The organism is Pseudarthrobacter sp. 10T415, from assembly GCF_056394175.1.
Genome location: NZ_JBFTHJ010000001.1, coordinates 271,077 through 297,422, shown reverse-complemented (window position 1 = coordinate 297,422; position 26,346 = coordinate 271,077). Strand labels below are relative to the sequence as shown.

The window sequence follows — 26,346 nt, the reverse complement described above, 5'->3', positions numbered from 1 at the left end:
AAGGTGCCCGCAGCGATGCTGTCCGCTGCCATGCGGAACATCGCGTCCACCCTGCCCCGACGAAAGTTCTTTACGTGCGCCGACTACTAGCAATCCTCCTGCCCGGCCTGCTGCTGCTCACCGCCTGCGGAGGTTCCACCGCAGAGCCGGAACCCACCAGCCAGTCCGCTGGCGACACTGCCAAGTTCGACACCCTCAAGCTGACCGACAACGGGGAAAAGAAGGCCCCGGGCGTGGACTTCCCCAAGCCGTTCGAAGTGGCTGAGCCCACCGTCAAGGTTGTCACTGAGGGTACCGGTGACACCGTCAAGGCAAACCAGATCGCCAACATCTCGGTCCTCGCCCTCAACGGTGCAGACGGCTCCACCCTGGAAGACACCTTCCCCAGCGAGCCCGAACCCCTCGAACTCAACGACGACCTCAAGACCAACAGCGCCGTCATTTACAACGCTTTCGTGGGTGCGAAGGTCGGCTCCAGCATTGCACTTGCCGTGCCGGGACAGAAGAGTGCCCCCGCAGCCAGCCCCAGCCCCTCAGCCGGAGCCACCCCAGCGCCGAGCGCCCCGGCCAGCCCCACCCAGCTCTTGATCATCAAGGTGCTTTCCGCCGCTGACGCGACTCCTGCACTGGACAAGCCCCAGGGCGAAACCGTAACCCCGCCGGCAGGCCTGCCCACCGTGACGGAGAAAGACGGCAAACCGGAAATCAACGTTGAAGGCGCCGCAGCCCCCACCGCGCTGGTCTCCCAGGACCTCATCAAGGGCACCGGGGCGACCGTCAAGGAGACTGACACCCTGACGGTCAACTACGTGGGCGTCAACCTGGTGGGCGGCACCAAGTTCGACTCCAGCTTCGACCGCGGCGAACCGGCGAGCTTTGGGCTGAACCAGGTCATTAAGGGCTGGACGCAGGGCCTCGCCGGCAAGACGGTGGGCTCCCGTGTCCTCCTGGTGATCCCCAAGGACCTGGCCTACGGTGACGCCGGTCAGGGCGAAGCCAAGGGCGATCTTGTCTTCGTAGTGGACATCCTCGGCGCCAAGTAGCCACACTTACAGACGGGCCGCGGCCAGTCCGCGGAATTAACACCAACACCCCCACAGCACAGATCAAAGGAGCAAGCATGTCATTTGGACAGCGGGAGTTCGACCGCACTAAGCCTGAAATCGACTTCCCCCAGGGCGATGTCCCCACCGAACTCGTGATCACCGACCTCATCGAGGGCGACGGCCGCGAAGCCAAGGCCGGCGACACCGTCTCCACCCACTACGTGGGCGTTGCCTGGTCCACCGGCGAAGAGTTTGACGCCTCCTGGGGCCGCGGCGCCCCGCTGGACTTCCGGGTCGGCGTCGGCCAGGTCATCCAGGGATGGGACCAGGGCCTGCTCGGCATGAAGGTGGGCGGCCGCCGCCGCCTCGAAATCCCCTCGGAACTGGCCTACGGTTCCCGTGGCGCCGGTGGGGCGATTGCCCCCAACGAGGCCCTGATCTTCGTTGTGGACCTGGTGGGAGTCCGCTAGACCGGGCCGCAGACACACAGCGCGGTTTCGCCGTCGTAAGCGCGGCAGCAGGCAGGACATCAGTCCCGCGGGCTGCCGCGCTTTCTGCGTTCCGGCAAGGACTTTAGTAACGTACACAGGGTGTCCCTATCCCGAACTGAGCGCCTCCTGAACCTCCTGATCGCGCTGCTGAACACCCGTTACGGGCTTCGCCGCAGCGAACTGAGGCAAAAGGTCTACCACGACGAATCCGGCAACGACGTCGCCTTTGGCCGGATGTTCGAACGGGACAAGAACGATTTGCGCCAGTTCGGCTTCGACGTCGAAACCCTGACGGACCTGGGCTGGAGCGAGGACGACCCCGCCACCACCCGCTACCGGATCGGCAAGGAATCCAACCGGCTTCCCGACGTCGAACTCGGCCCGGAAGAGTGGACGGTCCTGCTGCTGGCCTCCCAACTGTGGGAACGTGCAGCCCTCGGCACCGCTGCCCAGAGCGCGCTCCGCAAGCTCCAGGCGTCCGGGCGGATGGCCGACGTCGAACTTCCCTCGGGCGTCCAGCCGCGCATCAGGCCGGCAGGCCAGGCATTCGATGACCTCGTGGCGGCCATGCACTCCCGGCACGCAGTGACCTTCCCCTACCTGGCCGGCACCACCGGCAAGGAAGAAGTCCGCACCGTTGAACCATGGGGCCTGGGCAGCCGCTTCGGGCAGTGGTACCTGATGGGTTACGACCGGGCGCGGCGGGAACCCCGGCACTTCCGCCTGTCGCGTTTCACGGGTCCCGTGACGACGCTGCCGAAAGAATCCTTCAAGCCGCCGGCCGACTTCAACATCCGGCTGGAGCTTGCCCGCCTCCCGGAACTGCCGCTCCGCACCGCCGTCGTGGATGTCCGGGAAGGACGCCTGCTGGCGCTGAGGGGCCGGGCAAAAGACGCCGGAACGGACCAGGATACCGCCGCCCCGGCGCCTGCCGAGGGCCACGAACGCTTGAGCCTGGACTTCCGCGACCCCGAAGTCCTGGCCGAGGAGCTCGCGTCCTACGGTCCCGACGCGCTGCCGGTAGCCCCCGCTGAACTGGTCCGGGCGGTGGAGCGCAGGCTGCGCGCGGCGGCAGCGTTCAGTGCAGCACCTGTTCCTGAGTATGCTTTCCCGGCCGCGCAGCCACGGAAAGTCCGCAAGGGGACATCGGAGGACCAGCTCAAACGCATGCTCCAACTGGTCCCGTTCCTGGTCCACAATCAGGGCCTGCACATCCACGACGTCGCGGAACACTTCGGGGTGAGCCGCGGGGAACTCGAGGAAGACCTGCGGATCCTCATCTGCTCGGGCCTGCCCGAGGGCTACCCCGATGACCTGCTGGACATCCAGTGGGAGGACGACCACGTCTTCATCACCCAGGACCTGGACCTGAAGAAGCCGGTTCGCTTTACCGTGGAGGAAGCCTGCGCGCTTCTCACCGGCCTCGAAACCCTGAACGGACTGCCGGACCTCGCCGAAGGCGGTGCCCTGGAGTCGGTGACGCTGAAGCTGCTGGCAGCGGCAGGGGAGGAGGGCCTGCGCGCCGCTTCCCTGTCCGGTCCGGAAGTTGCACCCGGCGACGCAACCACCCACGCAACGGTACGGGAAGCCATCGTTTCCGGTGCACAGCTCCACCTCACGTACCTGTCGCCGCAGCGGGACGCTGTGTCCGAGCGCGACGTGGACCCGCTCCGGCTCTATTCGTTGGATAACACCTGGTACTTCGAGGCATTCTGCCACCGGGTCAACGGGCTGCGGAATTTCCGGATGGACCGGGTGCAGGATGTCCGCCCGAACGGGAACCGTGTGGCAGGGGACAGGGCGCCCGCGGAGGGTGTTCCGGCCAAGCTCTTCACTCCGAACGACGACGACACCACGGTCACCGTGCAGCTCACCAGGCAGGGCCGGGGCCTGGCAGAGGATTACTACGCGGACCGCACGGCGGACCTTCCCGACGGCGGACTCGTGGCGGAGATACGCTTCGGAAACACCGGCTGGCTGCCCATGTTCGTGGCCCAGCATGGGGGAGCGGTCCGGATTCTCGAACCTGCCGGGCTTGCTGACACGGCCCGGGACTGGCTGGAAGCCGCCCTGGCCCGGTACGGCGGCTAGACTTCTCAGCATGCCTTGGTGGTTCTGGATCCTGTTATGGGTGGCGTTGGTTGCCGTGTCACTCCTCTTCTATTTCGTGCTGGGCGTTCGCCTGTTCCGTAAGTTCATGGCCACAGTCAAGGACCTGGGTGCCGCGGGCGACAAGTTGGGCCACATTGGCCCGCTCCCCGGGGTCGATCCCCATGATCACCAGGCCGGCATGGGGCGTCCGGCCGCCGGCTCTGCCATTTTTGCCTCGCCAGCCGACATGAGACATGATTACGAGGCATCCAAGTCCTCCCGCCGGGAAGAACGCCGCCTTCGGCGAGTGCAGCGCAAGAAGGACCGGGGCCAGCCGCAGGCTCTCACAGATCTCGACTTCACATAGAAGTAGGATGTTTTTAGAGGAAAGGATTTCCCATGGGAAGACTCTTTGATGGCCCCTGGCCCATCGTTATCATCATCGTTGTCGCATTGCTTCTCTTTGCCGCCCCCAAGCTCCCTGCCATGGCGCGCAGCCTTGGCCAGTCCATGCGGATCATCAAGTCCGAGGTCAAGGAAATGAAGAACGACGGCAAAACCGAGTCCACCGACGCCTCCGGCCCGGTGGAAGGCACCATCGTGAACCACCCCAAGGCGAAGCCGGGAGAGCCGACCGACGGCACTGACGTTCCGCCGTCGAACCGCGCCTAAACCCCAGTGGCACTGAAGCGGGCCCGTAAAGCCAACCCAGAGGGGCGGATGTCCCTCTGGGACCACCTCAAGGAGCTGAAAAACCGGCTGATCAAGTCGGCGATCGGCGTCGTCATCGGCGGCATCGGCGGCTGGATACTTTACGATCCGCTGCTGAAGGCCCTGGCAGAGCCCGTCAACCGTATTTCGGATCAGACCGGCGGCCTTGCCGCCATCAACTTCGGCAGCATCGCATCCCCGTTCGATTTCAAGCTCCAGATGTCGCTCCTCATCGGCGTGGTCATCTCCAGCCCCATCTGGATCTACCAGCTGTGGGCCTTCATCACCCCGGGCCTGACGTCGAAGGAGCGCCACTACACGCTGGGCTACATGGCTGCGGCGGTTCCGCTGTTCCTGGCCGGAATCTGGGCCGGCTGGCTGGTGGTACCCCAGGTGGTCCATGCCCTGACACAGTTCACGCCCGAAGGCTCCTCAAGCGTTATTGATGCGCGAACCTACATCGAGTTCGTCACACGCATGGTCCTGGTCCTGGGTATAGCTTTCCTGGTGCCGGTGGTACTGGTAGGCATCAACATGGCCGGCATCCTGTCCGGACGCACCATCCTCAAAGCCTGGCGCATCACTGTCTTCCTGGTGTTCGTGCTGGCGGCCATCGCCGCGCCTGGCGCCGATGCCATCTCCATGTTCATGCTTGCGGGTCCGCTGCTGGTGCTCTTCTTCGCAGCGATCGGTGTCTGCCTCATGAATGACAAACGCCGTGCGCGCCGCGAGTCCAAGGTGGCTGCCGAAACCGAGGCCACCGCAGACGTCGCAACCCCCAGCAGTGAACTGGGGAACCTCTAAGCTCCCATTAGGCTTGGTATATGTCCTCCAATACCGGGCCGTTCTCCACAGGCCCAACCACCAGCGGACCGTTCTCGCCGGGGCCGGGTGACGATGTCGAAGAACTCTCACCCGCCGAAAGGTACCGGGCCAGCGCGGAGCGGCGCGCGGAGGCCGCCACGGACCTCGGTGCCTTCATCCAGACCCTCGACTTCGAGCTCGACGACTTCCAGCGGCAGGCGTGCCGGTCCCTTGAAGGGGGCAAGGGCGTCCTGGTGGCCGCACCGACGGGTGCCGGTAAGACCATCGTCGGTGAATTCGCCATCTACCTGGCCCTCAAGCGCGGTCTTAAGGCCTTTTACACCACCCCCATCAAGGCGCTCAGCAACCAGAAATTCAGCGAACTGGGTGAAAAATACGGGGCCGAGAATGTCGGACTGCTGACGGGCGACACCAGCATCAACGGCGAGGCCCCGGTGGTGGTCATGACCACCGAAGTCCTCCGCAACATGCTTTACGCCGATTCGGCCACCCTGGACGACCTGGGGTACGTGGTCATGGATGAAGTGCACTACCTGGCCGACAGGTTCCGCGGCGCCGTGTGGGAGGAAGTCATCATCCACCTGCCAAGCGAAGTGCAGGTGGTCTCCCTCAGCGCCACGGTATCCAACGCAGAGGAGTTCGGGGCGTGGCTGGACACTGTCCGCGGCGACACGGACATCATCGTCTCCGAACACCGGCCGGTTCCCCTCTGGCAACACGTCATGGTGGGCCGCCGGATCATGGACCTGTTCGCCGGCGAAACCACTTTCGACGAAATCGCCCCTGCGGTGGATGCTGCCGAGGATGAACAGCCTAAAGCGGTCACCGGCAAAAACCGGAACAAAGACACCAACCGCGGCTTCGACGTCAACCCGGAACTCCTGACCGTTGCCCGCAACGAAGGCCAGCAGGGCTTGCGGAGCCGGCCCGGACGCGTGCAGCGCGGCCGCCGGGGCAACGACCGGCCGGCACGTCCTGCCGAGCAAACGGGCGTGCGGCGGGCCAGCCGCCCCCAGGTCATCGCCAGCCTGGACCGGATGGACCTGTTGCCCGCCATCACGTTCATCTTTTCCAGGGCCGGTTGCGACGCCGCAGTGGCCCAGTGTGTTGCTTCCGGTTTGTGGCTGACCACGGAAAAGGAACAGCGGATCATCGCCGAACGCGTCGATGAGGCCGGCCGTGACATTCCGCCGGATGACCTCGACGTCCTCGGCTTCTGGAGCTGGCGCGACGGCCTGCTCCGCGGTTTCGCCGCCCACCACGCCGGGATGTTGCCCACCTTCAAGGAAGTGGTGGAGAAGCTCTTCGCCGACGGAATGGTCAAGGCCGTCTTCGCCACGGAGACCCTTGCCCTGGGTGTGAACATGCCGGCACGGTCGGTGGTGCTGGAAAAGCTCGACAAGTTCAACGGTGAAGCCCACGTGGACATCACTGCCGGCGAGTACACGCAGCTCACCGGGCGGGCGGGCCGGCGCGGCATCGACGTCGAGGGCCACGCCGTGGTCCTGTGGCAGCCGGGAGGGGACCCAACAGCGGTGGCCGGCCTGGCCTCCAGGCGGACTTACCCGCTCAACTCCAGTTTCCGCCCCACGTACAACATGAGCATCAACCTGCTGGCCCAGTTTGGCCGCGCCCGGGCCCGGGAAATCCTCGAGTCCTCCTTCGCACAGTTCCAGGCCGACCGGTCAGTGGTGGGCCTGGCCAGGCAGGTGCGCAGCCGTGAGGAATCCCTTGCCGGCTTCGCCAAGTCCATGACCTGCCATCTCGGTGACTTCACTGAATACGCACGGCTGCGCCGCGAACTCTCTGACGTGGAAAACGCTGCGTCGCGCACCACAACCCGCGCACGCAAGTCGATGAGCGACGACTCCCTGGCCCGCCTCATGCCCGGCGACGTGGTGGATGTTCCCGGCGGCCGCGCACCCGGCCCGGCCATCGTCCTCAGCTCGGACCACAGCAGCAGGGAACCGAGGCCCGCTGTCCTGACCCTCGATAACCAGCTGCGCAGGATCGGCACGGACGACCTGGAGGGCCCCATCGCGCCCGTTACCCGGATCCGCATCCCCAAGTCCTTCAACGCCAAGGTCCCCAAGTCGCGCCGCGATCTGGCGTCCTCGGCCAGGAACGCCTTGCGCGAGAACCGGCCGCCCGCGCCGGGCCACAACCGCAACAACGACTTTGGCCTTGCCACCGCGATGCCGGACCAGGAGAAGCGCATCGCCGATCTCCGGCGTGCCCTCCGCGCCCACCCGTGCCACGGGTGCAGCGAACGGGAAGACCACGCCCGCTGGTCCGAGCGCTGGTGGAAGCTGCGGCGCGAAACAGACAACCTGGTACGCCAGATCCAGGGGCGGACCAACACCATTGCCAAGACTTTTGACCGGGTCTGCGACGTCCTGTCCGCCTACGGATACCTGGACGCCTCAACTGACGGGCGGCTGGCCATCAGCCCGGACGGGCAGCGGCTCCGGCGGATCTATGGGGAGAAGGACCTCCTGATTTCCCAGTCGCTCCGCCTTGGCGCCTTCGCCGACCTCGACGCCGTCGAGGTCGCCGCCCTGGCCAGCGTGCTCGTCTACCAGGCAAAGCGCGAGGACCGCGGGTTGCGCCCGCGGATGCCCAGCGTCTCCCTGGAAACGTCAGTAGACATCGTGGTCCGGGAATGGTCCGCGCTCGAGGACGTCGAAGAAGCGAACAAGCTGCCGCTCACCGGTGAGCCCGAGCTCGGCCTGGTGTGGCCCATCTACAAGTGGGCCCGCGGGCGCCACCTGCAGGATGTGCTGAGCGGCACCGACCTCGCCGCCGGAGACTTCGTCCGCTGGGTCAAGCAGGTGGTGGACCTGCTGGACCAGATCGCCAAGATTCCAGGCCTCGAACCACGGCTCGCGCGGCTGTGCGGCGAGGCCATCAACCTGATCCGCCGCGGCGTCGTGGCCTATTCATCTGTCCAGTAAACGCACCGTCCGCCCCATTGTGCCGGGGCTGTTCCGGCACGCCCCTATGCGAGGAGCCTTTCGCCAATGACCACGTCCGGTCCAGAGTCCAATACCCGTTCCAAGGCAGTGCTCTACCGCAACGGATCCGTCTACACGGCGGCCGATCCGTTTGCCACGGCCATGTTGGTGGACGGCGATACAGTGGCCTGGGTGGGGTCCGAGCAGGCGGCGTCCTCCATTGCTGATTCAAAGATGGACATCATCGACCTGCGGGGCGCCCTTGTCACGCCGGGGTTTGTGGATTCCCATGCGCACCTGACGGAAACCGGCATTGCCCTGGACTCCCTGAAGCTTGCATCCGTGAACTCCGCCCGTGAACTCCTGGACGCCGTTGCTGCGGCCGGCGGGAGCGGACCCGTCCTGGGCCACGGCTGGGATGAGACGCAATGGACCGACGCCACGTTGCCCACCACTGACGAACTCGACCGGGCGGCAGGCGGCCGGTCCGTTTACCTGTCGCGCGTGGACGTCCACTCTGCGCTGGTCTCCGGTGCCCTGGCGCGGGAGCCCGGCCTGCAGGACGCAGAGGGGTACGACGGCGGTGCGAAAGTCACGCGTGCGGCCCACACGGCTGCCAGGCGGTCCGCCCGCAGCCTGCCCGCCGACGTCCTTCGGAGATACCAGGCAAAGGCCCTGGCAGAGGCGGCAGCAAATGGCTACGTGGCCCTTGCCGAAATGGGTGCCCCGCACATTGGCGGCGCGGATGACCTGCGTCTTGCGGCGGCGTGGAACACCGCCGATCCCGGGTTGCCTGCACAACCGGAAATCCTGCCCTACTGGGGCGAGCTGGCAGCAACCGAGGAACAGGCACGCAGCCTCATTTCGCAGTTCGGCTTCACTATCCGCGGCCTGGCTGGTGACCTGAACATTGATGGTTCGATCGGTTCACGCACCGCAGCCCTGCGCTCCGGCTACAGCGACGCCCCCGAAGAGCGGGGCAGCCTGTACCTGGGCGTTGAGGAAGCCGCGGCGCACCTGGCAGCCTGCTCGCTGGCCGGCATCCAGGGCGGATTCCATGTGATCGGGGACGCCGGCCTGGACACGGCACTCGCGGCGCTGGACCTTGCTGCGGAACAGGTGGGAGAGCAGCGTGTGCGCGCGGCGGGCCACCGCCTTGAACATGTGGAAATGACGGACGCCGATGCGATAGCCCGGCTGGCCAAATATTCGGTGACCGTCAGCGCGCAGCCGGCGTTCGATGCTGCGTGGGGCGGACCCGGCGGGCTGTATGGCCAGCGCCTGGGGGAGCGGAGCGGGTCCATGAACCAGTTCGCGGCCCTGTACTCCGCAGGTGTGCCCGTGTGCTTCGGCAGTGATAGCCCGGTGACTCCGCTCCGCCCCTGGTCGAGCGTGCGTGCATGCCTGGAACACCACAACGACGGGCAGCGCATCTCCGCCCGCGCCGCGTTCCTGGGACACACCCGTGCCGGCTGGCGGGCCGCCAAGTACTCCGACCCAATGGCCGGACAGCTCGTACCGGGAGCACCGGCAAGCTTTGCCGTGTGGGAGGTCGAAGAGCTGATGGTCCAGGTGGCCGACGGCCGCGTCCAGTCCTGGAGTACCGATCCCCGGGCGCGCACACCGCTGCTGCCCGCACTGGACACCGGATCCGACCCCGCCTGCCTGCAAACGGTGCGGAACGGCGTCGAACTGTTCGCAAGCTCCGCCCTGCGATCCTGACCCAGCCACCCGCCCTATAATGGGGAGTTGCGCCAACAGGCAGCTAGCTTGCCGGCCGGTGCACCGACCGCTCCCACCAGGAAAGGCCCTCTGTGCGCGTCCTTACGATCATCCCCACCTACAACGAACTGGAATCGCTGCCCAAGACGCTCCAGCGCCTTCGGACCGCCGTGCCGGCGTCGGATGTGCTGGTAGTGGATGACAACAGCCCCGACGGCACCGGCCAGCTGGCCGATGCCAAGGCGGCCGAAGATTCCCAGGTCCACGTCCTGCACCGCAAGGGCAAGGAAGGACTCGGCGCCGCCTACATCGCCGGGTTCAAGTGGGGACTCGACGCCGGCTACGACGTGCTCGTGGAAATGGATGCCGACGGCTCCCACCAGCCCGAACAGCTGCCCCAATTGCTTGAGGCCGTGGAGCAGGGCGCAGACCTGGCCATGGGGTCGCGCTGGGTTCCCGGTGGCAGCGTGGTCAACTGGCCGCTGTACCGCCAGGCCATTTCCCGGGTGGGCAGTACGTACGCCCGCCTGATGCTGGGCCTGAAGATCAAGGACGTGACCGGCGGCTACCGCGCCTTCCGCAGGTCAACCCTTGAGAAGCTCAACCTGGACCAGGTGGATTCCGTGGGCTACGGCTTCCAGGTGGACCTGGCCTGGCGTGTGGCGCGGATGGGCCTGCGCATCGAGGAACGCCCCATCACGTTCGTGGAACGTGAACTGGGCGCTTCGAAGATGAGCGGCAACATCGTTGTCGAGGCCATGATCAACGTCACCAAATGGGGCCTGGCCGCCCGCTGGAACACCCTCACCCGCAAGGCCGGCGCGAAGCGGTAGCTTTCGGCTCCCTGAAGCAAAAAAAGGAACTGCCCCGGCACATGTGCCGGGGCAGTTCCTTTACGTGGTGGCTGGTGGAGCCTAGGCCGAGCGGCGCTCTCCGCGGCGTTCGCGCAGGATGGTCAGCCGGTCTTCCAGGATCTGTTCCAGCTCTGGCAGGGAGCGGCGTTCCAGGAGCATGTCCCAGTGGGTGCGCACTGCTTTGTCATTGCTGGTATCGGGGCGTTCGCCGTCGACCAGCAGCGCTTCCTTACCGGTCTTGGAAACCCACACCGGCGGGATCTCTGCCTCGGAGGAGAAAGTGACGAAGACCTGCTCGCCGTCCTCGCAACGGTATTCGACACGCTGGCGCGGAGCCGGCTCGACGCCTGACTCTGTCTCCATGCTCTGCGCGCCAAGGCGCATACCCCGCAGGCTGCGATCGCTCATGATTTCTCCCTCTGGTCGGTTCGCGGAATGAAAACCCGCGCCAGCCGGCAGCGTCGAAACGCCGCCGGACTACTGTTTGCTCTGTGCTGCATCATAAGATTCAACGCATTCCGAAGCTTTGTTGTTCCAGCGGAACAATACCTGCCGGACAAATACCCCATTATACGGGTTTCAGACACGGGGGACCAAAACAAGGGGAGGAACCCGTGAAAGTTCCTCCCCTTGTTGATCAGGCTCTGACGCCCCTGATCAGATCAGGATTCAGGCGTCTTGGCCGCTGTTTGATCGAACAGGCCGCCCGCTGCTGCGGGGTCCGGGTTGGTTCCGCCCAAAGCGCTGCCGATGCCCTTGAGCGCCTCGCCAACTTCACTGGGGATGATCCACAACTTGTTGGACGAACCTTCTGCCAGCTTCGGCAGGGTCTGCAGGTACTGGTAAGCCAGAAGTTTCTGGTCCGGGTTGCCCTTATGGATTGCGTCGAAGACCTTCTGAATGGCCTGGGACTCGCCATCCGCCCTGAGGATGGCGGCCTTGGCGTCACCTTCCGCTTTCAGGATGGCGGCCTGCCGCTGACCTTCAGCGGTCAGGATGGCTGACTGCTTGGTGCCTTCAGCCGTGAGGATGGCGGCCCGGCGGTCGCGCTCGGCGCGCATCTGCTTTTCCATGGAGTCCTGGATGGAGTGCGGCGGGTCAATGGCCTTGAGCTCCACCCGGGAAACCCTGATGCCCCAACGGCCGGTGGCTTCGTCCAGCACGCCACGGAGCTGTCCGTTGATCTGGTCGCGGGAGGTCAGCGCCTCCTCCAGGTTGAGTCCACCCACGACGTTACGCAGGGTGGTGGTGGTGAGCTGTTCCACGGCCTGGATGTAGTTGGCGATCTCGTACGTGGCAGCCCGCGCATCGGTGACCTGGAAGTAGACCACGGTGTCGATGCTGACCACGAGGTTGTCCTCGGTGATGACCGGCTGGGGTGGGAACGAGACCACCTGTTCGCGGAGGTCCAGCAGGGGGAGGAGGCGGTCCACGAACGGAATCAGGATGGTAAGCCCCGGGTTGAGCGTCCGCTGGTACTTGCCCAGGCGCTCCACGACTCCCGCCCGGGCCTGCGGCACGATGCGTACCGACCGCACCAGGACGATGATCACAAAGATGATCAGTACTACCAGCACGACGGCCAAGGCGGTACTGCCTGCGTTATCCATACATTTCCTTCTTCCCCAATTGATAAAGCTGTGTCAGGTACGGTCTTCGGCCGGAGGCTGCGCCGAAACAACGGCGGTGGCGCCATCGATGGCTGCGACGACCACCATCTGGCCGGCCGACAGGATGCCGGCCGCGGAGCGTGCGCTCCAGATGTCGCCGCCGATCTTCACCAGGCCGCCATCCGAGGTCACTGCCTCCATGACTACGGCATGCTCGCCGATGAGGCGGTCCACATTCGTCCGCTGCTCGGCGGGGCCCTTCTTCAGGTGGGACAGGGCCACGGGCCGGACGAAGGCGACCATGAGCAAGGAGACAACGCAGAAGATGACGATCTGCAGCCAGGGGTCTGCACCGGCGAAATCGGACACCAGGGCGGCCAGCGCACCGCCGCCCAGCATGATGAAGAACAGGTCGAGGGTGATCATTTCGACCACCGCGAACGCCAGGAATGCGGTCAGCCACACGGCCCACCAGTTTTCACCCAACCACTCGAACACTGTGTTCCCCCTTCGTTACAAGGTCCTGACGCGGACCTTTGAGTAACTGTGACTTCCATCCTAGTCGGGCACCACAGGCGGGGTGCGGGCCGGGAGCGGAAGACCGGGGATAGTGGCCAAGTCGTTACAGGCGGCTCTTTGGCCGGTACACCAGCACCTTGAACTTCGCGTCGGCTGCCAGGGGCTCGGGGCTGCTGTCCAAGCGGTCTGCGATGGCGTCCCGGCCCTGGTGGTGCCCGGCGGGTCCCATGAAGGCCAGGTCGGCGGCTTCCCGGCGGGTGAGGGACAGCAGGATATCGACGTCGGTACCGGACTCTGCGTCGAAGTGCTCCGCCATGGCCGCGGCCAGGCGGGAGTCCTTGCCTTCCTCGATCCCCAGCATGCCGGTCAGCGCGGCAAGGGTGGACAGGTGCCCGGCCCTTGGCGTGACAACGATCAGGCGGCCGTGCGGCCGGAGGACGCGGGCGAACTCCGGGGGGTTCCTTGGGGCGAAAATGACCGTCACCGCATCCACCGACCCATCGGCCAGGGGGATGCGCTTCCACACGTCCCAGACGAGGTTGACCGCCTCCGGGTTGAGCCGCGCCGCCCGCCGAAGGGCAAACTTCGAGATATCGAGCCCCACAGCGTTCACCGTCCGGCCCTGCTCCGCGGCAGCGTCCAGCACGGCCCTCAAATAGTGGCCGGTGCCGGTCCCGGAATCCAGGACGGCTGCATGTTCGCGGGAAAGGCAAGGTACGACGGCGGCTGCCACCTCGCGTGCCAGCGTTGCGTAGTGTCCCGCGCCAAGGAAGGTGGAACGGGCGTCGGCCATCGCAGCCGTGTCCGCTTCGAATGAAGTGCCCTTGCCCACCAGCATGTTGAAGTAGCCCTGCCGCGCCGCGTCGAAGCTGTGCCCGGAACCGCATGCCATTCGGGCAGGTCCGGCGGGTCGGGTATCGGCCGCCGCCAACGGCTTCAAACAGAGGGGGCACAACAGCGGCAGGTCACTGGGAAGGGGCATGGCCACTATCTTAAGCGGCTAGGGCACACTGATTTCCGCAGGGCCGTCATTGAAGCCCAGGCCCTCGCTTGCCTTGCCGATCCCCGGCTCAGCCCAGTGGGCAGCGTACTCCGCGTTGCTGCTCAACGATCGGAGCTGCGCCCGGTCCACGTAGAGGATGCCGTTCAGGTGATCCGTCTCATGCTGGACGATACGTGCCTGCCAGCCGGAGAACTCACGCTGCTCCGCGCCGCCGTCGGGCCTGACGTAGTCCAGCAGCACGGCCTGCGGGCGTGAAACCACCGCCTGCAGGCCGTTGAGGGAAAGGCAGCCTTCGTAGAAGGCGGCACGGTCAGGGCCTGCTGGGGTGTAGGCGGGGTTCAGGATGGCCAGGAATTCGAGCGGCGCGCGTTTGCGGAGGGCCGCTGCCTCGTGGTCCACGTGGTACTGGTCCTCCAGGACGGCCAGCTGCAGGGGAATGCCGAGCTGCGGCGCTGCAAGCCCCACACCGGGAGCCTCATGCATGACCTGCCGCATGAGCTCTATAAGCCGCGCCAGCTGGTCGGGACTTATTTGGCCGTCGAAGGGAGCAGCCTTCTGCCGCAGCGCCGGGTGGCCTGCCTGCACGATCGGCGGCAGGGTTCCGGCGGACAGGATGCGCTCCACAGTCTCGCGGATCTGCTCTGCGGTGAGGGCCGTGGGTGGTGCCGAGAGGGTCATGGTGAAAGCCTAACGGCCGGTCCAAGAGACTCCGGTCCTCCGCTAAGGTCTATTCCATGGCTGACGAAACCCCAGTGCCTGCCGCACCTGCTGTGCCTGTTGAACCCACCACGCCGGACGAAACCACGGCGGGCCCCAGACCGGTGGACCGCGTCCTCGAGTTCATCCGGATCCTGGAAGCCGGCGGGGGAGCGGCCGAGATCAGGCCCTACCTGGCTGATACTTTCACGCTCGTGGAGGCACCCCATCTGCTGGCGCCCGAGGGCTCCACCCGCACCCTCGCGGACGTGCTGGCAGGCGCCGACCAAAGTTCGGAGGTGGTGGCCAACCAGGAGTTCACCATCAGGAGGACAACCAGCGAAGGCGGACGCGTGGCTGTCGAGGCTGACTGGTCCGCAACCGTGCTGATGGACATCCGCTACTGGGACCGCGGTGAGACTATCCGGGCGCGGACCTCGTCGGTCTTCGAAGTCCGTGACGGGCTGATCGTCAGCCAGGACAGCTACGACTGCTACTTCCGCTGACAACGCTTGCATCGAACTCCTGCTGCATGGTGAACCGCCCGGCAACCCATTGATTGACTACAGGGGACGCCGCGGCCGCGCCGATCACGGAGTTCCGCAATGCCAGGACCGGGGCAGGCAGCGGCCGGCCCAGCAGCATATTGATTTCAGCCTGGCGCCGCGCCCGCAGGGCCGCCTGGTAGCGGCCGCGCTCGTAATCGCGGAAGTCCTCCGGGGTATGCCTGCCGGTGACTGTCTGGACGATCAGCGGGGCCAGTGCCTGGGCGTCGAGCCAGCCCAGGTTCATTCCCTGGCCGCCGATGGGGCTGATTTCGTGGGCGGCGTCGCCCACCAGGATCACGCGTCCGGACACAGTCCTGCGGGCGATCGATGATCTGACGCTGAAGGCGCTGAGCATGGTGTTGGTGGCGGCCTCCGGGTGAATTCCGGTGCGGTCCGCCACGAGCCGGGCCAGTGCCTCCGGTGTTGCGCCGCCGACGGGTTTTCCCAGCCGGACCACCCAGCGGCGGACGGCGCCCGGCAGCGGAAACGACTCGACGATGCCGCCGCTCTCAAGGAAGAGCACGGCCCGGTCACCAAATTCCGGGTGGTCCGCGAAGTCACCCATCACATAGTGGTCCGGGTAGGTTTTCCGCTGGATCGGGACGCCGATCAAGTCCCTGATCCCGGACCGTGGACCGTCCGCGCCGATCACTATCGACGCCCGGAACGTACTGCTCCCTTGCGCGGCACCCCCGGTGGGCGTTGCCGACACACTGGCGCTGCCGCCGTCGTGCGCTACGTCGAGTACCTCCATCCCCCTCACGAGCGCGCCGCTGTCCAGGGCGCGCACCTGCTCTTCCAGCAGCTGCTCGGTCCGGTACTGGGGCAGCGAAAGGACGAACGGGAATGCTTCCGATACTCCGGCGAACGGCATGCAGCCCACGGTCCGGCCACGGCTGACTGCCAGCCCGGAACGGATTGGGACGCCTTCCGCCACCATCCGGCAGGCGATGCCCAGCTGGTCCAAGGCGGCGAGGGCCGGCGGATGGATGCCAATGGCCCGGGAATGATGGTTCCTCGCGATCCTCCGCTCCAGGACGCGGACGGAAACGCCTTGCCGAAGGAGGACGGCGGCGAGGTACAGGCCCACCGGTCCGCCCCCGACGATGACCACATCAGCGTTCATGGCCGTCCTTGCGCAGTGCCAGTACCTGGTGGAAGGCTGCCCCGGGTTCCACGGTCCAGCCCGGGGGAGTGAGTGCGGACAGCTCCGCTGCCGTGTAGCTGCGCCGGATCGAGGTCAGCCCGTCCTCCCGGATGAAAGAGTTCTGGAGCGGGAGCGTGGCGACGCCGAAAAGGGCGAAAGCCAAGGGGCTGCGGCGCAGGTCGTTGTGCAGGGCCTTCTTCCGGGCAAGCACATCCGAGTGGGCCAGCAGGTCGCTAAATTCTTCCGTTCCGAGGTGGTGCAGGACATGGTTGGAAATAACGACGTCGAATGCGGCACCTCCGCTGACCAGCTCGGCACTGTGCGCCTGCCGGAAGTCCACGCCACGGGTCGGCGGCCGGTTGAGGGCGAAGGCAGCCGCCCGCGGATCGGGGTCGGCGCCGGTGATCCGGACAGCGAGCCCGTCCTTGGCTGCCCAGCGGGCAAGCATGACGGCGAGATCACCGCCGCCGGAGCCGATGTCAAGGATGCTGGCCGGTCCTGCTGACAGGACAGGACGCAGTTCGTTGACGTACAGCTGCCTCCATCCGGACACGATCCTGTTGACCAGGCCGAACTGGCGGTAGGTGTTCTCCAGCTTCCGCGCATCACAGTCCGGCAGGTCCATTTGTTCCAGCTCGCCTGTCGCACGCTCGGGCCAGATGCGCACCGGGTCAGGCCACCGGGATTTCCTGCAGCAGCTGATCCTGCCCCGCCTCTGCGGTGTTTTCCGCCCCCGGCGCCTGCCGCAGCTTGGTCAGGAGCGCTGTTTCCACCGTCAGGCCGGGGCCGAACGCCATCGAACAGATCCGTTCGTCTCCCGGCTGGCTGTCCTGTTCGAGGATGTGCCGGAGGACAAACAGCACCGTGGCGCTGCTCATGTTCCCGTAGTTGCGCAGGACTTCACGGGCGGGGACCAGCTGCTCGTCGGTGAGGCCCAACCGGGTCTGGACCTTGTCAAGGATGCTGCGGCCGCCCGGGTGGATGGCCCAGTGCCTGATGCCGGTGTAGGGGAGTGCTTCGAGGTGGGGCTCGCGGGCCAGCAGCGGCTGCAGGGCGCCCACGATGTGATCGTCGATGATGTGCGGGACGTAGTTGCCCAGCACCATTTCGAAGCCGTGGTCGCCGATGTTCCAGGCCATGGAGTCCTCGCCAACCGGCGTCAGCACCGTTTCGAAGTGGTCGAGCTGCAGCAGGGCGGTTTCTTCCGCCGCCGGGTTGGCCGTGACGATGGCGGCCGCGGCTCCGTCGGCAAACAGCGCCGATCCCATGATGGTGTCCGGGTCATTGGACGTCCGGACGTGCAGGGAGCACAGTTCAGCACAGACCACGAGGACGACGGCGTTTGGGTCGGCTTCGCAGAACAGTTTGGCCGCGCGGAGGGCCGGGAAGGCCGCGTAACAGCCCATGAAGCCGAGGTGGTAGCGCTGCACCGACGGGTCGAGGCCCAGCTCACGGACGATCTTGTAGTCAGGCCCGGGGTTGAAAAAGCCGGTGCAGGAGACAGTCACCAGGTGAGTTATGTCAAGTAAATCGAGATCCGGGCAGGCTTTGACTGCGGCAGCGGACGCCTGCACAAACAACTTGGTGGCTTCCCGGGCGAAGATGTCGTTGCGGACCTTCGTGCTGGGATTCAGGAGAAGCCCCGAGTCCGGGTCATAGAACTGTGGATCTTCAGAGCGGAATGCGTTGGTGAGCTCGTCAACGGCCGTGAACCTGGTCTCAATGGCAGCGGAATCGAAACAAGTGCTCACCAGCCGTGAACCGAGCCTGCTGAGTCCCGGTTGCGCTGCGAAAACGTCACGCGCCTCCGCCTGGATCAGCTTTGTTGCCGGAACTGCAGTTTCAAGTGAACGCACGTAGACCGTCATTGACCCATTCTTAACGAGCCCATCCGCAAAGACAATGGCTCAGCGGTCTGACCTGCGGAATCGCCGCTCCTGCCCCTCTCCAAGCAGGTTAGTGAAACGCCGATAATCTACATTATGTAAAGTAACTGTAATCTGCCGCGCTGGAAGGGGCGGTCACCCGCTCCCCTTGCCCTGTGTGCGAGGCCTTTAGGCAGGCCCATCAGGCGGCGGCCTGTGGAAGCACCAGGAGGTATCCGGCGGGCAGCTGCGAACTCCATCGCCGGGGTTCCCTGACAACGAACTGGGTGGCGAGTTCCTCAGGCGTCAGCAGGCTGTTGGGTGCCGGTGAGGACCCCCATTGTTGGCTGCCGTAAGGATAGAGCGGGTCCAGGACATTGACTCCGGTAACACGGAAGTCCTGGAATTTCGCAGGATCGCCCATCGACTCAAAACCGCTCATCACCCATGCATGCCGGCCGCTCCACATCACCAGGCCCACCGGCCGGCCCGTTTCGGCGATCGCACGCGCCGCCGCCTGCAGGGCGGCCCCGTAGTCGGCGATGCTGACCACGCTGTAGGGACCCATCCCGGAAGCGGTGAGCACCTGCGCCCAGCCGTATGGGTTGGCACCGTTGAAAGAATCGGATGACTGTGCGCGGGCCAGTTCCCACAACTCCCCCTGCTGCGCACTGTCCGACCATGTTCCCCCACCTGTGTCGTCGATCAGGTTGTGGGCCATCTGGATGCTCGCCGCAACGCACCAGTCGAAGGTGTACTGCGGAACGAAGTCACCGTCCCGGTACAGATTGATGGCATAGGGTCCGGGCTCCGGCGGCGGAGTGACAGCAGGAAGGGGCGCCGGCGCTGTGGTGGAAGCACTGGGCTGTGAGGCATGCTCAGCAGTCCCGGCCGCCGGTTGTACGGTCGCCGTGGGCGAAGCGCCGCCGGCAGCTGCATCAGTGCCATTGACCGGTGTGCATGCCACAAGCAGGCTGGCCAAGGCTGCCAGCCATACGGTGTGAAGGGGGCGCGCGCCGTTCATGACCGTTCCAGTCTAGCGCCGGACGCCTATGCCAGCCCCGACCACCGCCCCCAGGCCGAGTCCAAGCGCGAAGCCCAGGAAAGGGCTGTCAAAGAATGCCAGCCCGATGGCGATGCCCAATGCAGCGCCGAGCAGGCAGCAAATCCAGAGCGGCTTGTTCACGGTTCCTCCAACGCAGTCAATCGTCCAGCGGGCAGGCGTAGAACAGAATCTACTTCATCCAGCCAAACCTCCCCGATGCCGCCTTCGGACAGGTAGCCCGCGGCCGGCAAGTCGGGTACTGCCTACGGATGCCAAACGGCTTCCGGTGCGAATATCGTCGTTCCCCTAAGGCGCCCTCAATCCGGACCAGCCTGCCGGCAGAGCCTGGTGGCGGCGTCTCCAAAAGCCGCCTGCGCCTATGAAAATGGTGCCGGTGCAATTCCTTAGCGCCAGGACGTCCGATGCCGCAGTCCCCGTATCTCGAAGACCAGAACACACCACCGTTTGTACTCCCCCAGTCCCCCGGCCGCCGGACGCGGAGTGCACTGCGGGAAGAAGCGCTGACGCACGCGCCGGGAAGGCCTGTGCTGATGCTCCGGCCGGCGCCGGTGAAAGTGCGCGCCGCGTTTGGCTCTGCCATCGCCTACACAGTCACGCACATCCTGGTTGAACAGGACGGCAACGGCCCGTACTCCGTCCGGTGGGAACCTGGCTGGCTGGTGCACCGCCTCTGAGACTGCTTCCGCGGCAGTTGCCGATGCGGGCAGCTTCGCGGCGGACAGATAGGCTCGAAACCATGAGTCTTTCAACATCCGGGCCTGCCGCCGGCCCCCGCGGCTTGGTCGTTGCCGCCGCCGTGGCGGACGTCGTCCTGATCCTGGTGTTCGCGGCGATAGGCCGCGACGCACACGCCCGGGACGGGATCATCACCGGCGTCTTCCTCACGGCGTGGCCCTTCCTCGCCGGGGCGGCCGCAGGCTGGCTCGCAACCCGCGCATGGCGCGCCCCCATGTCACTGCGCCGGGCCGGCACCGGAGCATGGCTGGGCAGCCTCATCGGCGGCATGTTGCTCAGGGCCCTCACGGGGCAGACCGTCGTGGTGCCTTTCGTCGTCGTCGCCCTTCTCAGCCTTGGCGTGCTGCTCATGGGGTACCGGGCGCTGTACCGCATCATCCGGCGCCGCCGCAGCTGAGCACCGGCGCTCCCACGGCCCAACGCGTTGGGTCCGGCCGGGGCGGGCACTGATGTAATAGGCTGGCAGGACCAAGAAACGCGCCGGTCAACGCCGCGGCGCAACAGATCCGGAGGGTTTCAACGTGATCACCGCATTCGTCCTGATCAAAACGGACGCTTCCCGCATTCCCGAGACGGCCGAGGAGATCTCAGCAATCGAAGGCATCAGCGAGGTGTACTCCGTCACCGGCGAGTGGGACCTGATCGCCGTCGCCAGGGTTTCCCGGCATGAGGATCTTGCGGACGTCATTGCCGACCGGCTTTCGAAAGTCCCGGCAGTGGTCCACACCACCACCCACATAGCCTTCCGGGCCTACTCCCAGCATGACCTTGACGCGGCTTTTTCGTTGGGGTTTGAACAGTAGGCGAGGCAACTGCCTCTACGAGGCAGTGAGTGAGACCCACTTATCAAGCACTGCCGCCGCGGATCCGCTTTCAATGGACGCAGCCGCCCGGGCGTAGGCACCGCGCATCCTGTCCAGGAATGTTCCCTCGGCTGAAAGATCGAAGGCCACCAGGCCGGCGGCAGCATTAAGCAGGACTGCGTCCCGCGCCGGGCCCTCCTTGCCCGCCAGGACTTCGCGGACAACCACCGCGTTCGCCTTCGCGTCGCCGCCACGGAGCTCTTCCACGGTAGCCGGGCTGATGCCGAGGTCCCGGGGCGAGAATTCCAATGCATCGACGCTGCCGTTACGGATCTCCCACACTGTGGAAGGGCCGGTGGTGGTGAGCTCATCAAGGCCGTCGTTACCGCGGAACACCAGGCCCCTGCTCCCCCGCCGTGCCAGGACACCGGCCACCAGGGGCGCCATCCGGGCGTTTGCGACGCCGACGGCTGATGCCTGGACCTTGGCCGGGTTGGTCAGCGGGCCGAGGAAGTTGAAGGCAGTGGGGATCGCGAGTTCTTTCCTCGGCACGGCGGTATGGCGGAACGAGGGATGGAATACCTGGGCAAAGCAAAAGGTGATTCCCGCCTCTTCTGCGTTCCTGGCGACGCGGTCGATGGACAGGTCCAGCCGCACACCGAGTGCCTCCAGCACGTCGGCAGAGCCGGACGACGACGACGCGGCCCGGTTGCCGTGCTTCACCACCCGGGCACCGGCGCCGGCCGCGACCAGCGCCGCCATCGTGGAGATGTTGACGGTGTTCAGCTGGTCACCGCCGGTACCGACGATGTCGAGTTTCTCCCCTGAGATGGTGATGGGTTTGGCGTGTGCGAGCATGGCGTCCACCAGGCCAGACAGCTCCTCGACCGTCTCCCCCTTGCCACTGAGTGCGACGAGGAAGCCGGCGATCTGCGCAGGAGTGGCTTCTCCGGACATGATGGTGTCCATGGCCCAGGACGTGTTGTCCGCGGTGAGGTCACGCCCGCTGATCAGTGCTGAGATCAGTCGGGGCCAGGTGTTGCCGGACGCTGGGGAAGCCTGTGAAGTCACCTGCTGATGCTATCGAGGGATGGCGGCGGCTGACCAATATGAACCGGTGCGGGAACTTTTCCGCGCGATTTCGCGTCTTTGTAGAAAAAGTCCTCCGAAAAGGCGGTTTGCGTTGGGCAGCACGGACTTTTACAGACATAATGTCTATGTGACATCTGCGACCCATGCCCCCAGTACCCCGGCGCACCCCACGCTGAACCGCCCCAATATGGTTTCTGTCGGAACCGTTGTGTGGCTGTCCAGCGAGTTGATGTTCTTCGCCGGTCTCTTCGCCATGTACTTCACACTGCGCTCCACGAGTGCTCAGATGTGGGCGGACGAGACAGCCAAGCTCAACTTCCCCTTTGCGCTCGTTAACACCATCGTCCTCGTGGCAAGTTCCTTTACTTGCCAGATGGGCGTCTTCGCCGCCGAACGGCTCCAGCCGCGCCGCACCGGAGGGGTGTTCTCGTTCTCCCGTTGGGGCATGAACGAATGGTTCACCCTGACGTTCATCATGGGTGCGTTCTTCGTCGCGGGCCAGACCACCGAGTACGCGATGCTGGTTTCCGAGCACGTCTCGCTGTCCTCCAACGCCTACGGTTCCGCTTTCTACATGACCACCGGCTTCCACGGCCTGCACGTCATCGGCGGCCTCGTTGCCTTCCTGCTCATCATGGGCCGGTCGTTCGCCGCGAAGAAGTTCGGTCACTTCGAAGCCACCTCGGCGATTGTCACCTCTTACTACTGGCACTTCGTTGACGTTGTGTGGATCGGCCTCTTCCTGGTCATCTACGTACTCAAGTAACCAGTTTTGAAACTTTTTCTACACGAGGCAGAATTTCAGGTCGCGGCTCCACAAGCCGTCGCAGGAACGAATAAAGGAACCACCACGTGAAGGCACTCTCACAAAAGCGGCGTCACCCACTGGCAGCAATAGCGCTGCTCCTGATGGGGCTACTCCTTACGGGTGGGCTGTACGCTGTGGCAACCACCGTCAACGAGGCCAAGGCTTCCACCACCACCTACAGTGCCAACGACACTGAAGAAGGCGGCAAGCTCTTCGCGGCGAACTGCGCCACGTGCCACGGCATGGGTGCCAGCGGTACCGCTGACGGCCCTTCACTGGTGGGCGTTGGCGCCGCTGCTGTTGACTTCCAGGTGGGCACCGGCCGCATGCCGATGCAGATGAACGGACCGCAGGCCCTCAAGAAGCCCGCCCAGTTCAACGACGAGCAGACCCACCAGCTTTCAGCCTATGTCGCTTCCCTGGGCGCCGGCCCGGCAGTTCCTGAAGAGGACCTGGTGAACGGCGGCGGTGACGCAGCCGCCGGCGGTGAACTGTTCCGCACTAACTGCGCCATGTGCCACAACGCCGCCGCTGCCGGTGGTGCCCTGACCCGAGGCAAGTTCGCACCGGCCCTCGCCGATGTTTCGGGTAAGCACATCTACGAAGCAATGGCGACCGGTCCGCAGAACATGCCGGTTTTCAGTGACTCGAACATCACCCCCGAAGGCAAGAAGGACATCATCACGTTCCTGAAGCAGATCGAAAGCACCGGTTCCCCGGGCGGAGCCGACCTCGGCTCGCTGGGTCCTGTTGCTGAAGGCCTCTTCGTATGGGTTGCAGGCCTGGGCGTCATCATTGCCTTCACCATCTGGCTGACGTCCCGCACATCCTGACGCGGTCCCCGCACCAAACTTTCTGCTGCAAAGTCCAGCAGGTTGATATTAGAAACTAACCCGGCAGCCGCCGGGACGAGAGAAGGATGAGGCGAATTATGGGCAACCATAGTGACGGCAGTCCGAACCACTCGGGCACCGTAGCTACGGCTGGTCAGAATGAGGTGGAGAAGTTCCAGGATCCTGGAATTCCCCCGCATCGTTTGCGCCTGGCTGACACGGATCCGAAGGCCGCAAAGCGGGCAGAACGGCAGGTCGCCTTACTATTTGGCATCTCTGTCGTTGGAACCCTGATCTTCCTGGTGGCGTACTTCGCCATCGACCTTGGCGAGGATTCCAACATCGCAACCATCCGGTTGCAGAATGCCCTCCTTGGTGTCGGCACGGCATTCGCCATGCTCGGTATCGGTACCGGCATCGTCCACTGGGCCAAGGCCCTGATGCCGGACCACGAAGTATCGGAAGAGCGCCACGCTATCCGATACGAAGAGGACCGCCAGGCTGCAGTCCGCATCGTTGACGACATTGTGGAAGAGACCGGCATCAAGCGCCGCCCCCTGATCCGCAACACCCTCCTCGGCGCCGTGGCCCTCGCTCCGCTGCCCGCAGTGGCAATTTTCGGCGATCTGGGTCCCCGGCCCGATAACAAGCTTGCCCACACCATGTGGGCACCGCAGGACGGCAAGCTCAAGCGCCTGGCCCGCGACCCCGACGGTACGCCGATCAAGGCGGCGGACGTCACTATCGGTTCGGCCTTCCACGTCATTCCCGAAGGCCTGAACGAACTCCACGAGGGCAAGCTCAACGAGAAGGCCAAGGCCGTTGTGCTGCTCATGCGCCTGGACCCGGCATCGCTGCATCCCTCTGAAGGCCGCGAGGACTGGGGATACAACGGCATCGTTGCGTACTCCAAGATCTGCACCCACGTTGGCTGCCCCGTTGCTCTTTACGAGCAGCAGACGCACCACCTGCTGTGCCCGTGCCACCAGTCCACCTTTGACCTCACTCAAGAGTGCAAGGTGATCTTCGGACCGGCCAGCCGCCCTCTCCCCCAGCTGCCCATCGCAGTTGATGACGAAGGCTACCTCGTCGCCACCAGCGACTTCCATGAACCTGTAGGACCGAGTTACTGGGAGCGTGATATGCATGAGCGCAGCAACAACAGCTGAGCCCGCTTTCGTCGCCAAAACCAAGGCAGGCCGGGTTACCGACTTCGTCGATTCCCGAGTTGGCGGTTCCGGAATCCTTCGGGAGTTCGGCCGAAAAGTCTTCCCCGACCACTGGTCCTTCATGTTCGGCGAGGTTGCTCTCTACTCGTTCGTAATCCTGCTGCTTTCGGGTACGTTCCTGACGTTCTTCTTCGACCCGTCCATGGCGGAGACCCACTACGACGGATCGTATGTGCCCCTCAAGGGCGTCGAAATGTCAGTGGCCTACAGCTCGTCGCTGAACATCTCCTTCGATATCCGTGGCGGCCTGTTCATGCGCCAGGTCCACCACTGGGCAGCCCTGCTGTTCGTGGCATCCATCGCCGTGCACATGCTCCGGGTGTTCTTCACCGGCGCATTCCGCCGTCCGCGTGAAATGAACTGGGTTGTGGGCTGCGTCCTGCTCATCCTGGCCATGGCTGCCGGCTTCACCGGCTACTCACTTCCTGACGACCTGCTCTCGGGCAACGGCCTGCGCATCATTGACGGCGTCATCAAGTCCATCCCGGTAGTTGGTACCTACATCTCCTTCTTCCTGTTCGGTGGAGAGTTCCCGGGAACGGCAATCATCAGCCGCCTCTACATGCTGCACATCCTGCTGGTGCCGGCGCTGATCCTCCTGATGATCGTGCTCCACCTCTTCATGGTTGTGGTTCACAAGCACACCCAGTACCCCGGCCCGGGCCGCAACGACAACAACGTTGTCGGCTACCCCCTTGGCCCCGTGTACGCAGCCAAGGCCGGCGGCTTCTTCTTCATCGTCTTCGGTGTCCTGGCACTGATGGCAGCGTTCTTCACCATCAACCCGATCTGGAACTACGGTCCCTACGATCCGTCCCCCGTTTCCGCCGGTACCCAGCCTGACTGGTACATCGGATTCGTGGACGGCGCGCTGCGCCTGATGCCCGGCACCTTTGGTGACTGGCACGTGGAGCAGACCTGGCTGGGCTTTGTCTTCACGTTCAACGTGCTGCTTCCCGCCCTGGTACCTGCTGGCATCCTGTTCACGGTGATGTTCACCTACCCGTGGATCGAACGCTGGATCACCAAGGACAACCGCGAACACCACGTCCTGGACCGTCCCCGCAACGCCCCCACCCGTACGGGCATTGGTGTTGCAGGTTTCATCTGGTACTGCGTCATGTGGGCGGCTGCCGGCTCTGACCTCATTGCCACGCACTTCCACGTGTCCCTCAACGACGTCACCTACTGGCTTCGTGCCCTGTTCTTCATCGGTCCGATCATCGGATTCATCGTTGCCAAGCGCGTCGCCCTTGCGCTCCAGCGCAAGGACCGCGAGATTGCACTGCACGGCCGGGAAACCGGACGCATCGTGCGCCTGCCCCACGGTGAGTTCATCGAGGTTCACGCTCCGCTCGATGAGTACAAGCGCTACAAGCTCGTCGGTTTCGAGTCTCCTGAGGTTCTCCCCGCTGTGCCGAACGAGCATGGTGTGGTGACCGGCAACGAGAAGCGCCGCGCCTTCCTCTCCAAGTGGTTCTTTGAGGACCGCGTAGCTCCGGCCACACCCGCAGAGCTTGAAGCAGCCCATGGCCACGGCCACGCGGCAGTGGAAGCCTCTGAGGAAGCCAAGAGCCTGTCCCACTAGGTTCACCCAGACACCAAACAGAGCAGGGCCCGGTCCATTTGGACCKGGCCCTGCTCTGTTTAATTTCACGTCCAGGTGGCCGCAGCACCGGGACTTGGTGGGGCCAGTCC

28 protein-coding genes are annotated in these 26,346 nt (G+C 65.0%); 17 read left to right on the top strand and 11 right to left on the bottom strand.

The window, feature by feature from the left end:
• The first annotated feature begins 74 nt into the window (after positions 1-74).
• From AC1DBN_RS01410 to AC1DBN_RS01370, 9 genes are all read left to right on the top strand, one after another.
• Positions 75-1,043 carry an FKBP-type peptidyl-prolyl cis-trans isomerase gene (locus tag AC1DBN_RS01410; RefSeq protein WP_091720272.1) on the top strand — a complete coding sequence of 323 codons (969 nt, stop codon included), beginning with the start codon at positions 75-77 and terminating at the stop codon, positions 1,041-1,043.
• Between the two features lie 77 nt (positions 1,044-1,120).
• Positions 1,121-1,516 carry an FKBP-type peptidyl-prolyl cis-trans isomerase gene (locus AC1DBN_RS01405; RefSeq protein WP_056079214.1) on the top strand — a complete coding sequence of 132 codons (396 nt, stop codon included), beginning with the start codon at positions 1,121-1,123 and terminating at the stop codon, positions 1,514-1,516.
• A 120-nt stretch (positions 1,517-1,636) separates the two neighbouring features.
• Positions 1,637-3,628, top strand: coding sequence for a helix-turn-helix transcriptional regulator (locus AC1DBN_RS01400; protein WP_091720275.1), 1,992 nt, complete (start codon positions 1,637-1,639; stop codon positions 3,626-3,628).
• Positions 3,629-3,638: 10 nt separating this feature from the next.
• On the top strand, positions 3,639-3,995 hold the full coding sequence (locus tag AC1DBN_RS01395) for a hypothetical protein (protein ID WP_091720276.1): 357 nt from the start codon (positions 3,639-3,641) through the stop codon (positions 3,993-3,995).
• A gap of 32 nt (positions 3,996-4,027) precedes the next feature.
• A complete protein-coding gene (tatA, locus tag AC1DBN_RS01390; RefSeq protein ID WP_045731378.1) occupies positions 4,028-4,300 on the top strand; it encodes a Sec-independent protein translocase subunit TatA in 273 nt (90 codons plus the stop codon).
• A 48-nt stretch (positions 4,301-4,348) separates the two neighbouring features.
• The gene (tatC, locus tag AC1DBN_RS01385) at positions 4,349-5,143 is read left to right on the top strand and encodes a twin-arginine translocase subunit TatC (RefSeq protein ID WP_091720279.1); all 795 of its coding nucleotides are present in this window, start codon (positions 4,349-4,351) and stop codon (positions 5,141-5,143) included.
• A gap of 20 nt (positions 5,144-5,163) precedes the next feature.
• Positions 5,164-8,118: a DEAD/DEAH box helicase gene (locus AC1DBN_RS01380; protein ID WP_091720281.1), complete on the top strand. Its 2,955-nt coding sequence runs from the start codon at positions 5,164-5,166 to the stop codon at positions 8,116-8,118.
• A 66-nt stretch (positions 8,119-8,184) separates the two neighbouring features.
• Complete coding sequence (locus tag AC1DBN_RS01375) at positions 8,185-9,840, top strand: amidohydrolase (RefSeq protein ID WP_091720283.1); 1,656 nt, start codon at positions 8,185-8,187, stop codon at positions 9,838-9,840.
• Positions 9,841-9,932: 92 nt separating this feature from the next.
• Complete coding sequence (locus AC1DBN_RS01370; protein WP_091720284.1) at positions 9,933-10,673, top strand: polyprenol monophosphomannose synthase; 741 nt, start codon at positions 9,933-9,935, stop codon at positions 10,671-10,673.
• Positions 10,674-10,754: 81 nt separating this feature from the next.
• Here the strand turns inward: AC1DBN_RS01370 and AC1DBN_RS01365 are convergent, their stop codons facing one another.
• The 5 genes from AC1DBN_RS01365 to AC1DBN_RS01345 all read right to left on the bottom strand — a co-directional run bounded on the left by AC1DBN_RS01365 (position 10,755) and on the right by AC1DBN_RS01345 (position 14,504).
• Positions 10,755-11,102 (bottom strand): RNA polymerase-binding protein RbpA, encoded by a 348-nt coding sequence (locus AC1DBN_RS01365; RefSeq protein ID WP_013600997.1) that lies wholly within the window; start codon positions 11,100-11,102, stop codon positions 10,755-10,757.
• A 254-nt stretch (positions 11,103-11,356) separates the two neighbouring features.
• Entirely contained in the window at positions 11,357-12,304 is a 948-nt protein-coding gene (locus tag AC1DBN_RS01360) for an SPFH domain-containing protein (protein ID WP_091720286.1), read from the bottom strand.
• A 33-nt stretch (positions 12,305-12,337) separates the two neighbouring features.
• The gene (locus tag AC1DBN_RS01355; protein ID WP_091720288.1) at positions 12,338-12,802 is read right to left on the bottom strand and encodes an NfeD family protein; all 465 of its coding nucleotides are present in this window, start codon (positions 12,800-12,802) and stop codon (positions 12,338-12,340) included.
• 124 nt (positions 12,803-12,926) lie between these two features.
• On the bottom strand, positions 12,927-13,805 hold the full coding sequence (locus AC1DBN_RS01350; protein WP_477722465.1) for a methyltransferase domain-containing protein: 879 nt from the start codon (positions 13,803-13,805) through the stop codon (positions 12,927-12,929).
• A gap of 18 nt (positions 13,806-13,823) precedes the next feature.
• Positions 13,824-14,504 carry a peptide deformylase gene (locus AC1DBN_RS01345; protein WP_477722464.1) on the bottom strand — a complete coding sequence of 227 codons (681 nt, stop codon included), beginning with the start codon at positions 14,502-14,504 and terminating at the stop codon, positions 13,824-13,826.
• Between the two features lie 56 nt (positions 14,505-14,560).
• On the opposite strand from AC1DBN_RS01345, the gene AC1DBN_RS01340 reads away from it, so the two are divergent.
• Entirely contained in the window at positions 14,561-15,028 is a 468-nt protein-coding gene (locus AC1DBN_RS01340) for a nuclear transport factor 2 family protein (RefSeq protein ID WP_231994274.1), read from the top strand.
• Here AC1DBN_RS01340 and AC1DBN_RS01335 read toward each other — a convergent pair.
• From AC1DBN_RS01335 to AC1DBN_RS01315, 5 genes are all read right to left on the bottom strand, one after another.
• Positions 14,994-16,196, bottom strand: a complete 1,203-nt coding sequence (locus tag AC1DBN_RS01335; protein ID WP_477722463.1) for an FAD-dependent oxidoreductase — start codon at positions 16,194-16,196, stop codon at positions 14,994-14,996. The genes AC1DBN_RS01340 and AC1DBN_RS01335 overlap by 35 nt on opposite strands.
• Positions 16,186-16,884 carry a class I SAM-dependent methyltransferase gene (locus AC1DBN_RS01330; protein ID WP_477722462.1) on the bottom strand — a complete coding sequence of 233 codons (699 nt, stop codon included), beginning with the start codon at positions 16,882-16,884 and terminating at the stop codon, positions 16,186-16,188. The genes AC1DBN_RS01335 and AC1DBN_RS01330 overlap by 11 nt, the downstream gene beginning before the upstream one ends.
• 4 nt (positions 16,885-16,888) lie before the next feature.
• The gene (locus AC1DBN_RS01325; RefSeq protein ID WP_091720301.1) at positions 16,889-18,085 is read right to left on the bottom strand and encodes a type III polyketide synthase; all 1,197 of its coding nucleotides are present in this window, start codon (positions 18,083-18,085) and stop codon (positions 16,889-16,891) included.
• 199 nt (positions 18,086-18,284) lie between these two features.
• Positions 18,285-19,106, bottom strand: coding sequence for a hypothetical protein (locus AC1DBN_RS01320; RefSeq protein WP_477722461.1), 822 nt, complete (start codon positions 19,104-19,106; stop codon positions 18,285-18,287).
• A 12-nt stretch (positions 19,107-19,118) separates the two neighbouring features.
• A complete protein-coding gene (locus tag AC1DBN_RS01315; RefSeq protein ID WP_172829960.1) occupies positions 19,119-19,268 on the bottom strand; it encodes a hypothetical protein in 150 nt (49 codons plus the stop codon).
• Between the two features lie 281 nt (positions 19,269-19,549).
• On the opposite strand from AC1DBN_RS01315, the gene AC1DBN_RS01310 reads away from it, so the two are divergent.
• The 3 genes from AC1DBN_RS01310 to AC1DBN_RS01300 all read left to right on the top strand — a co-directional run bounded on the left by AC1DBN_RS01310 (position 19,550) and on the right by AC1DBN_RS01300 (position 20,686).
• On the top strand, positions 19,550-19,822 hold the full coding sequence (locus tag AC1DBN_RS01310; RefSeq protein ID WP_314214534.1) for a hypothetical protein: 273 nt from the start codon (positions 19,550-19,552) through the stop codon (positions 19,820-19,822).
• Positions 19,823-19,884: 62 nt separating this feature from the next.
• Positions 19,885-20,280 carry a DUF3054 domain-containing protein gene (locus AC1DBN_RS01305; RefSeq protein WP_477722460.1) on the top strand — a complete coding sequence of 132 codons (396 nt, stop codon included), beginning with the start codon at positions 19,885-19,887 and terminating at the stop codon, positions 20,278-20,280.
• A 124-nt stretch (positions 20,281-20,404) separates the two neighbouring features.
• The gene (locus AC1DBN_RS01300; RefSeq protein ID WP_045731394.1) at positions 20,405-20,686 is read left to right on the top strand and encodes an Lrp/AsnC family transcriptional regulator; all 282 of its coding nucleotides are present in this window, start codon (positions 20,405-20,407) and stop codon (positions 20,684-20,686) included.
• Positions 20,687-20,701: 15 nt separating this feature from the next.
• On the opposite strand, the gene trpD is transcribed toward AC1DBN_RS01300, so the two are convergent.
• On the bottom strand, positions 20,702-21,757 hold the full coding sequence (trpD, locus tag AC1DBN_RS01295; protein WP_091720314.1) for an anthranilate phosphoribosyltransferase: 1,056 nt from the start codon (positions 21,755-21,757) through the stop codon (positions 20,702-20,704).
• Between the two features lie 148 nt (positions 21,758-21,905).
• Between trpD and ctaE the strand changes: the two genes are divergently transcribed.
• The 4 genes from ctaE to qcrB all read left to right on the top strand — a co-directional run bounded on the left by ctaE (position 21,906) and on the right by qcrB (position 26,236).
• Complete coding sequence (ctaE, locus tag AC1DBN_RS01290) at positions 21,906-22,544, top strand: aa3-type cytochrome oxidase subunit III (RefSeq protein WP_172829962.1); 639 nt, start codon at positions 21,906-21,908, stop codon at positions 22,542-22,544.
• Positions 22,545-22,630: 86 nt separating this feature from the next.
• Positions 22,631-23,419, top strand: a complete 789-nt coding sequence (gene qcrC / locus AC1DBN_RS01285; RefSeq protein ID WP_091720317.1) for a cytochrome bc1 complex diheme cytochrome c subunit — start codon at positions 22,631-22,633, stop codon at positions 23,417-23,419.
• A gap of 98 nt (positions 23,420-23,517) precedes the next feature.
• Positions 23,518-24,588 (top strand): cytochrome bc1 complex Rieske iron-sulfur subunit, encoded by a 1,071-nt coding sequence (gene qcrA / locus AC1DBN_RS01280; RefSeq protein WP_314214542.1) that lies wholly within the window; start codon positions 23,518-23,520, stop codon positions 24,586-24,588.
• The gene (gene qcrB, locus AC1DBN_RS01275; protein WP_091720322.1) at positions 24,566-26,236 is read left to right on the top strand and encodes a cytochrome bc1 complex cytochrome b subunit; all 1,671 of its coding nucleotides are present in this window, start codon (positions 24,566-24,568) and stop codon (positions 26,234-26,236) included. Before qcrA ends, qcrB begins: the two co-directional genes overlap by 23 nt.
• The last annotated feature ends 110 nt before the right edge of the window (positions 26,237-26,346 follow it).

Excerpts from the sequence above, each read along its gene's own strand:
- tatC (WP_091720279.1), top strand. The coding sequence starts at position 4,349 with ATGTCCCTCTGGGACCACCTCAAGGAGCTGAAAAACCGGCTGATCAAG.
- tatA (WP_045731378.1), top strand. The coding sequence starts at position 4,028 with ATGGGAAGACTCTTTGATGGCCCCTGGCCCATCGTTATCATCATCGTT.
- AC1DBN_RS01375 (WP_091720283.1), top strand. The coding sequence starts at position 8,185 with ATGACCACGTCCGGTCCAGAGTCCAATACCCGTTCCAAGGCAGTGCTC.
- AC1DBN_RS01350 (WP_477722465.1), bottom strand. The coding sequence starts at position 13,805 with ATGCCCCTTCCCAGTGACCTGCCGCTGTTGTGCCCCCTCTGTTTGAAG.
- AC1DBN_RS01340 (WP_231994274.1), top strand. The coding sequence starts at position 14,561 with ATGGCTGACGAAACCCCAGTGCCTGCCGCACCTGCTGTGCCTGTTGAA.
- AC1DBN_RS01380 (WP_091720281.1), top strand. The coding sequence starts at position 5,164 with ATGTCCTCCAATACCGGGCCGTTCTCCACAGGCCCAACCACCAGCGGA.
- AC1DBN_RS01395 (WP_091720276.1), top strand. The coding sequence starts at position 3,639 with ATGCCTTGGTGGTTCTGGATCCTGTTATGGGTGGCGTTGGTTGCCGTG.
- AC1DBN_RS01365 (WP_013600997.1), bottom strand. The coding sequence starts at position 11,102 with ATGAGCGATCGCAGCCTGCGGGGTATGCGCCTTGGCGCGCAGAGCATG.
- AC1DBN_RS01335 (WP_477722463.1), bottom strand. The coding sequence starts at position 16,196 with ATGAACGCTGATGTGGTCATCGTCGGGGGCGGACCGGTGGGCCTGTAC.
- AC1DBN_RS01320 (WP_477722461.1), bottom strand. The coding sequence starts at position 19,106 with ATGAACGGCGCGCGCCCCCTTCACACCGTATGGCTGGCAGCCTTGGCC.
- AC1DBN_RS01405 (WP_056079214.1), top strand. The coding sequence starts at position 1,121 with ATGTCATTTGGACAGCGGGAGTTCGACCGCACTAAGCCTGAAATCGAC.
- AC1DBN_RS01310 (WP_314214534.1), top strand. The coding sequence starts at position 19,550 with ATGCCGCAGTCCCCGTATCTCGAAGACCAGAACACACCACCGTTTGTA.
- qcrB (WP_091720322.1), top strand. The coding sequence starts at position 24,566 with ATGAGCGCAGCAACAACAGCTGAGCCCGCTTTCGTCGCCAAAACCAAG.
- AC1DBN_RS01345 (WP_477722464.1), bottom strand. The coding sequence starts at position 14,504 with ATGACCCTCTCGGCACCACCCACGGCCCTCACCGCAGAGCAGATCCGC.
- qcrA (WP_314214542.1), top strand. The coding sequence starts at position 23,518 with ATGGGCAACCATAGTGACGGCAGTCCGAACCACTCGGGCACCGTAGCT.
- AC1DBN_RS01325 (WP_091720301.1), bottom strand. The coding sequence starts at position 18,085 with ATGACGGTCTACGTGCGTTCACTTGAAACTGCAGTTCCGGCAACAAAG.
- AC1DBN_RS01305 (WP_477722460.1), top strand. The coding sequence starts at position 19,885 with ATGAGTCTTTCAACATCCGGGCCTGCCGCCGGCCCCCGCGGCTTGGTC.
- AC1DBN_RS01360 (WP_091720286.1), bottom strand. The coding sequence starts at position 12,304 with ATGGATAACGCAGGCAGTACCGCCTTGGCCGTCGTGCTGGTAGTACTG.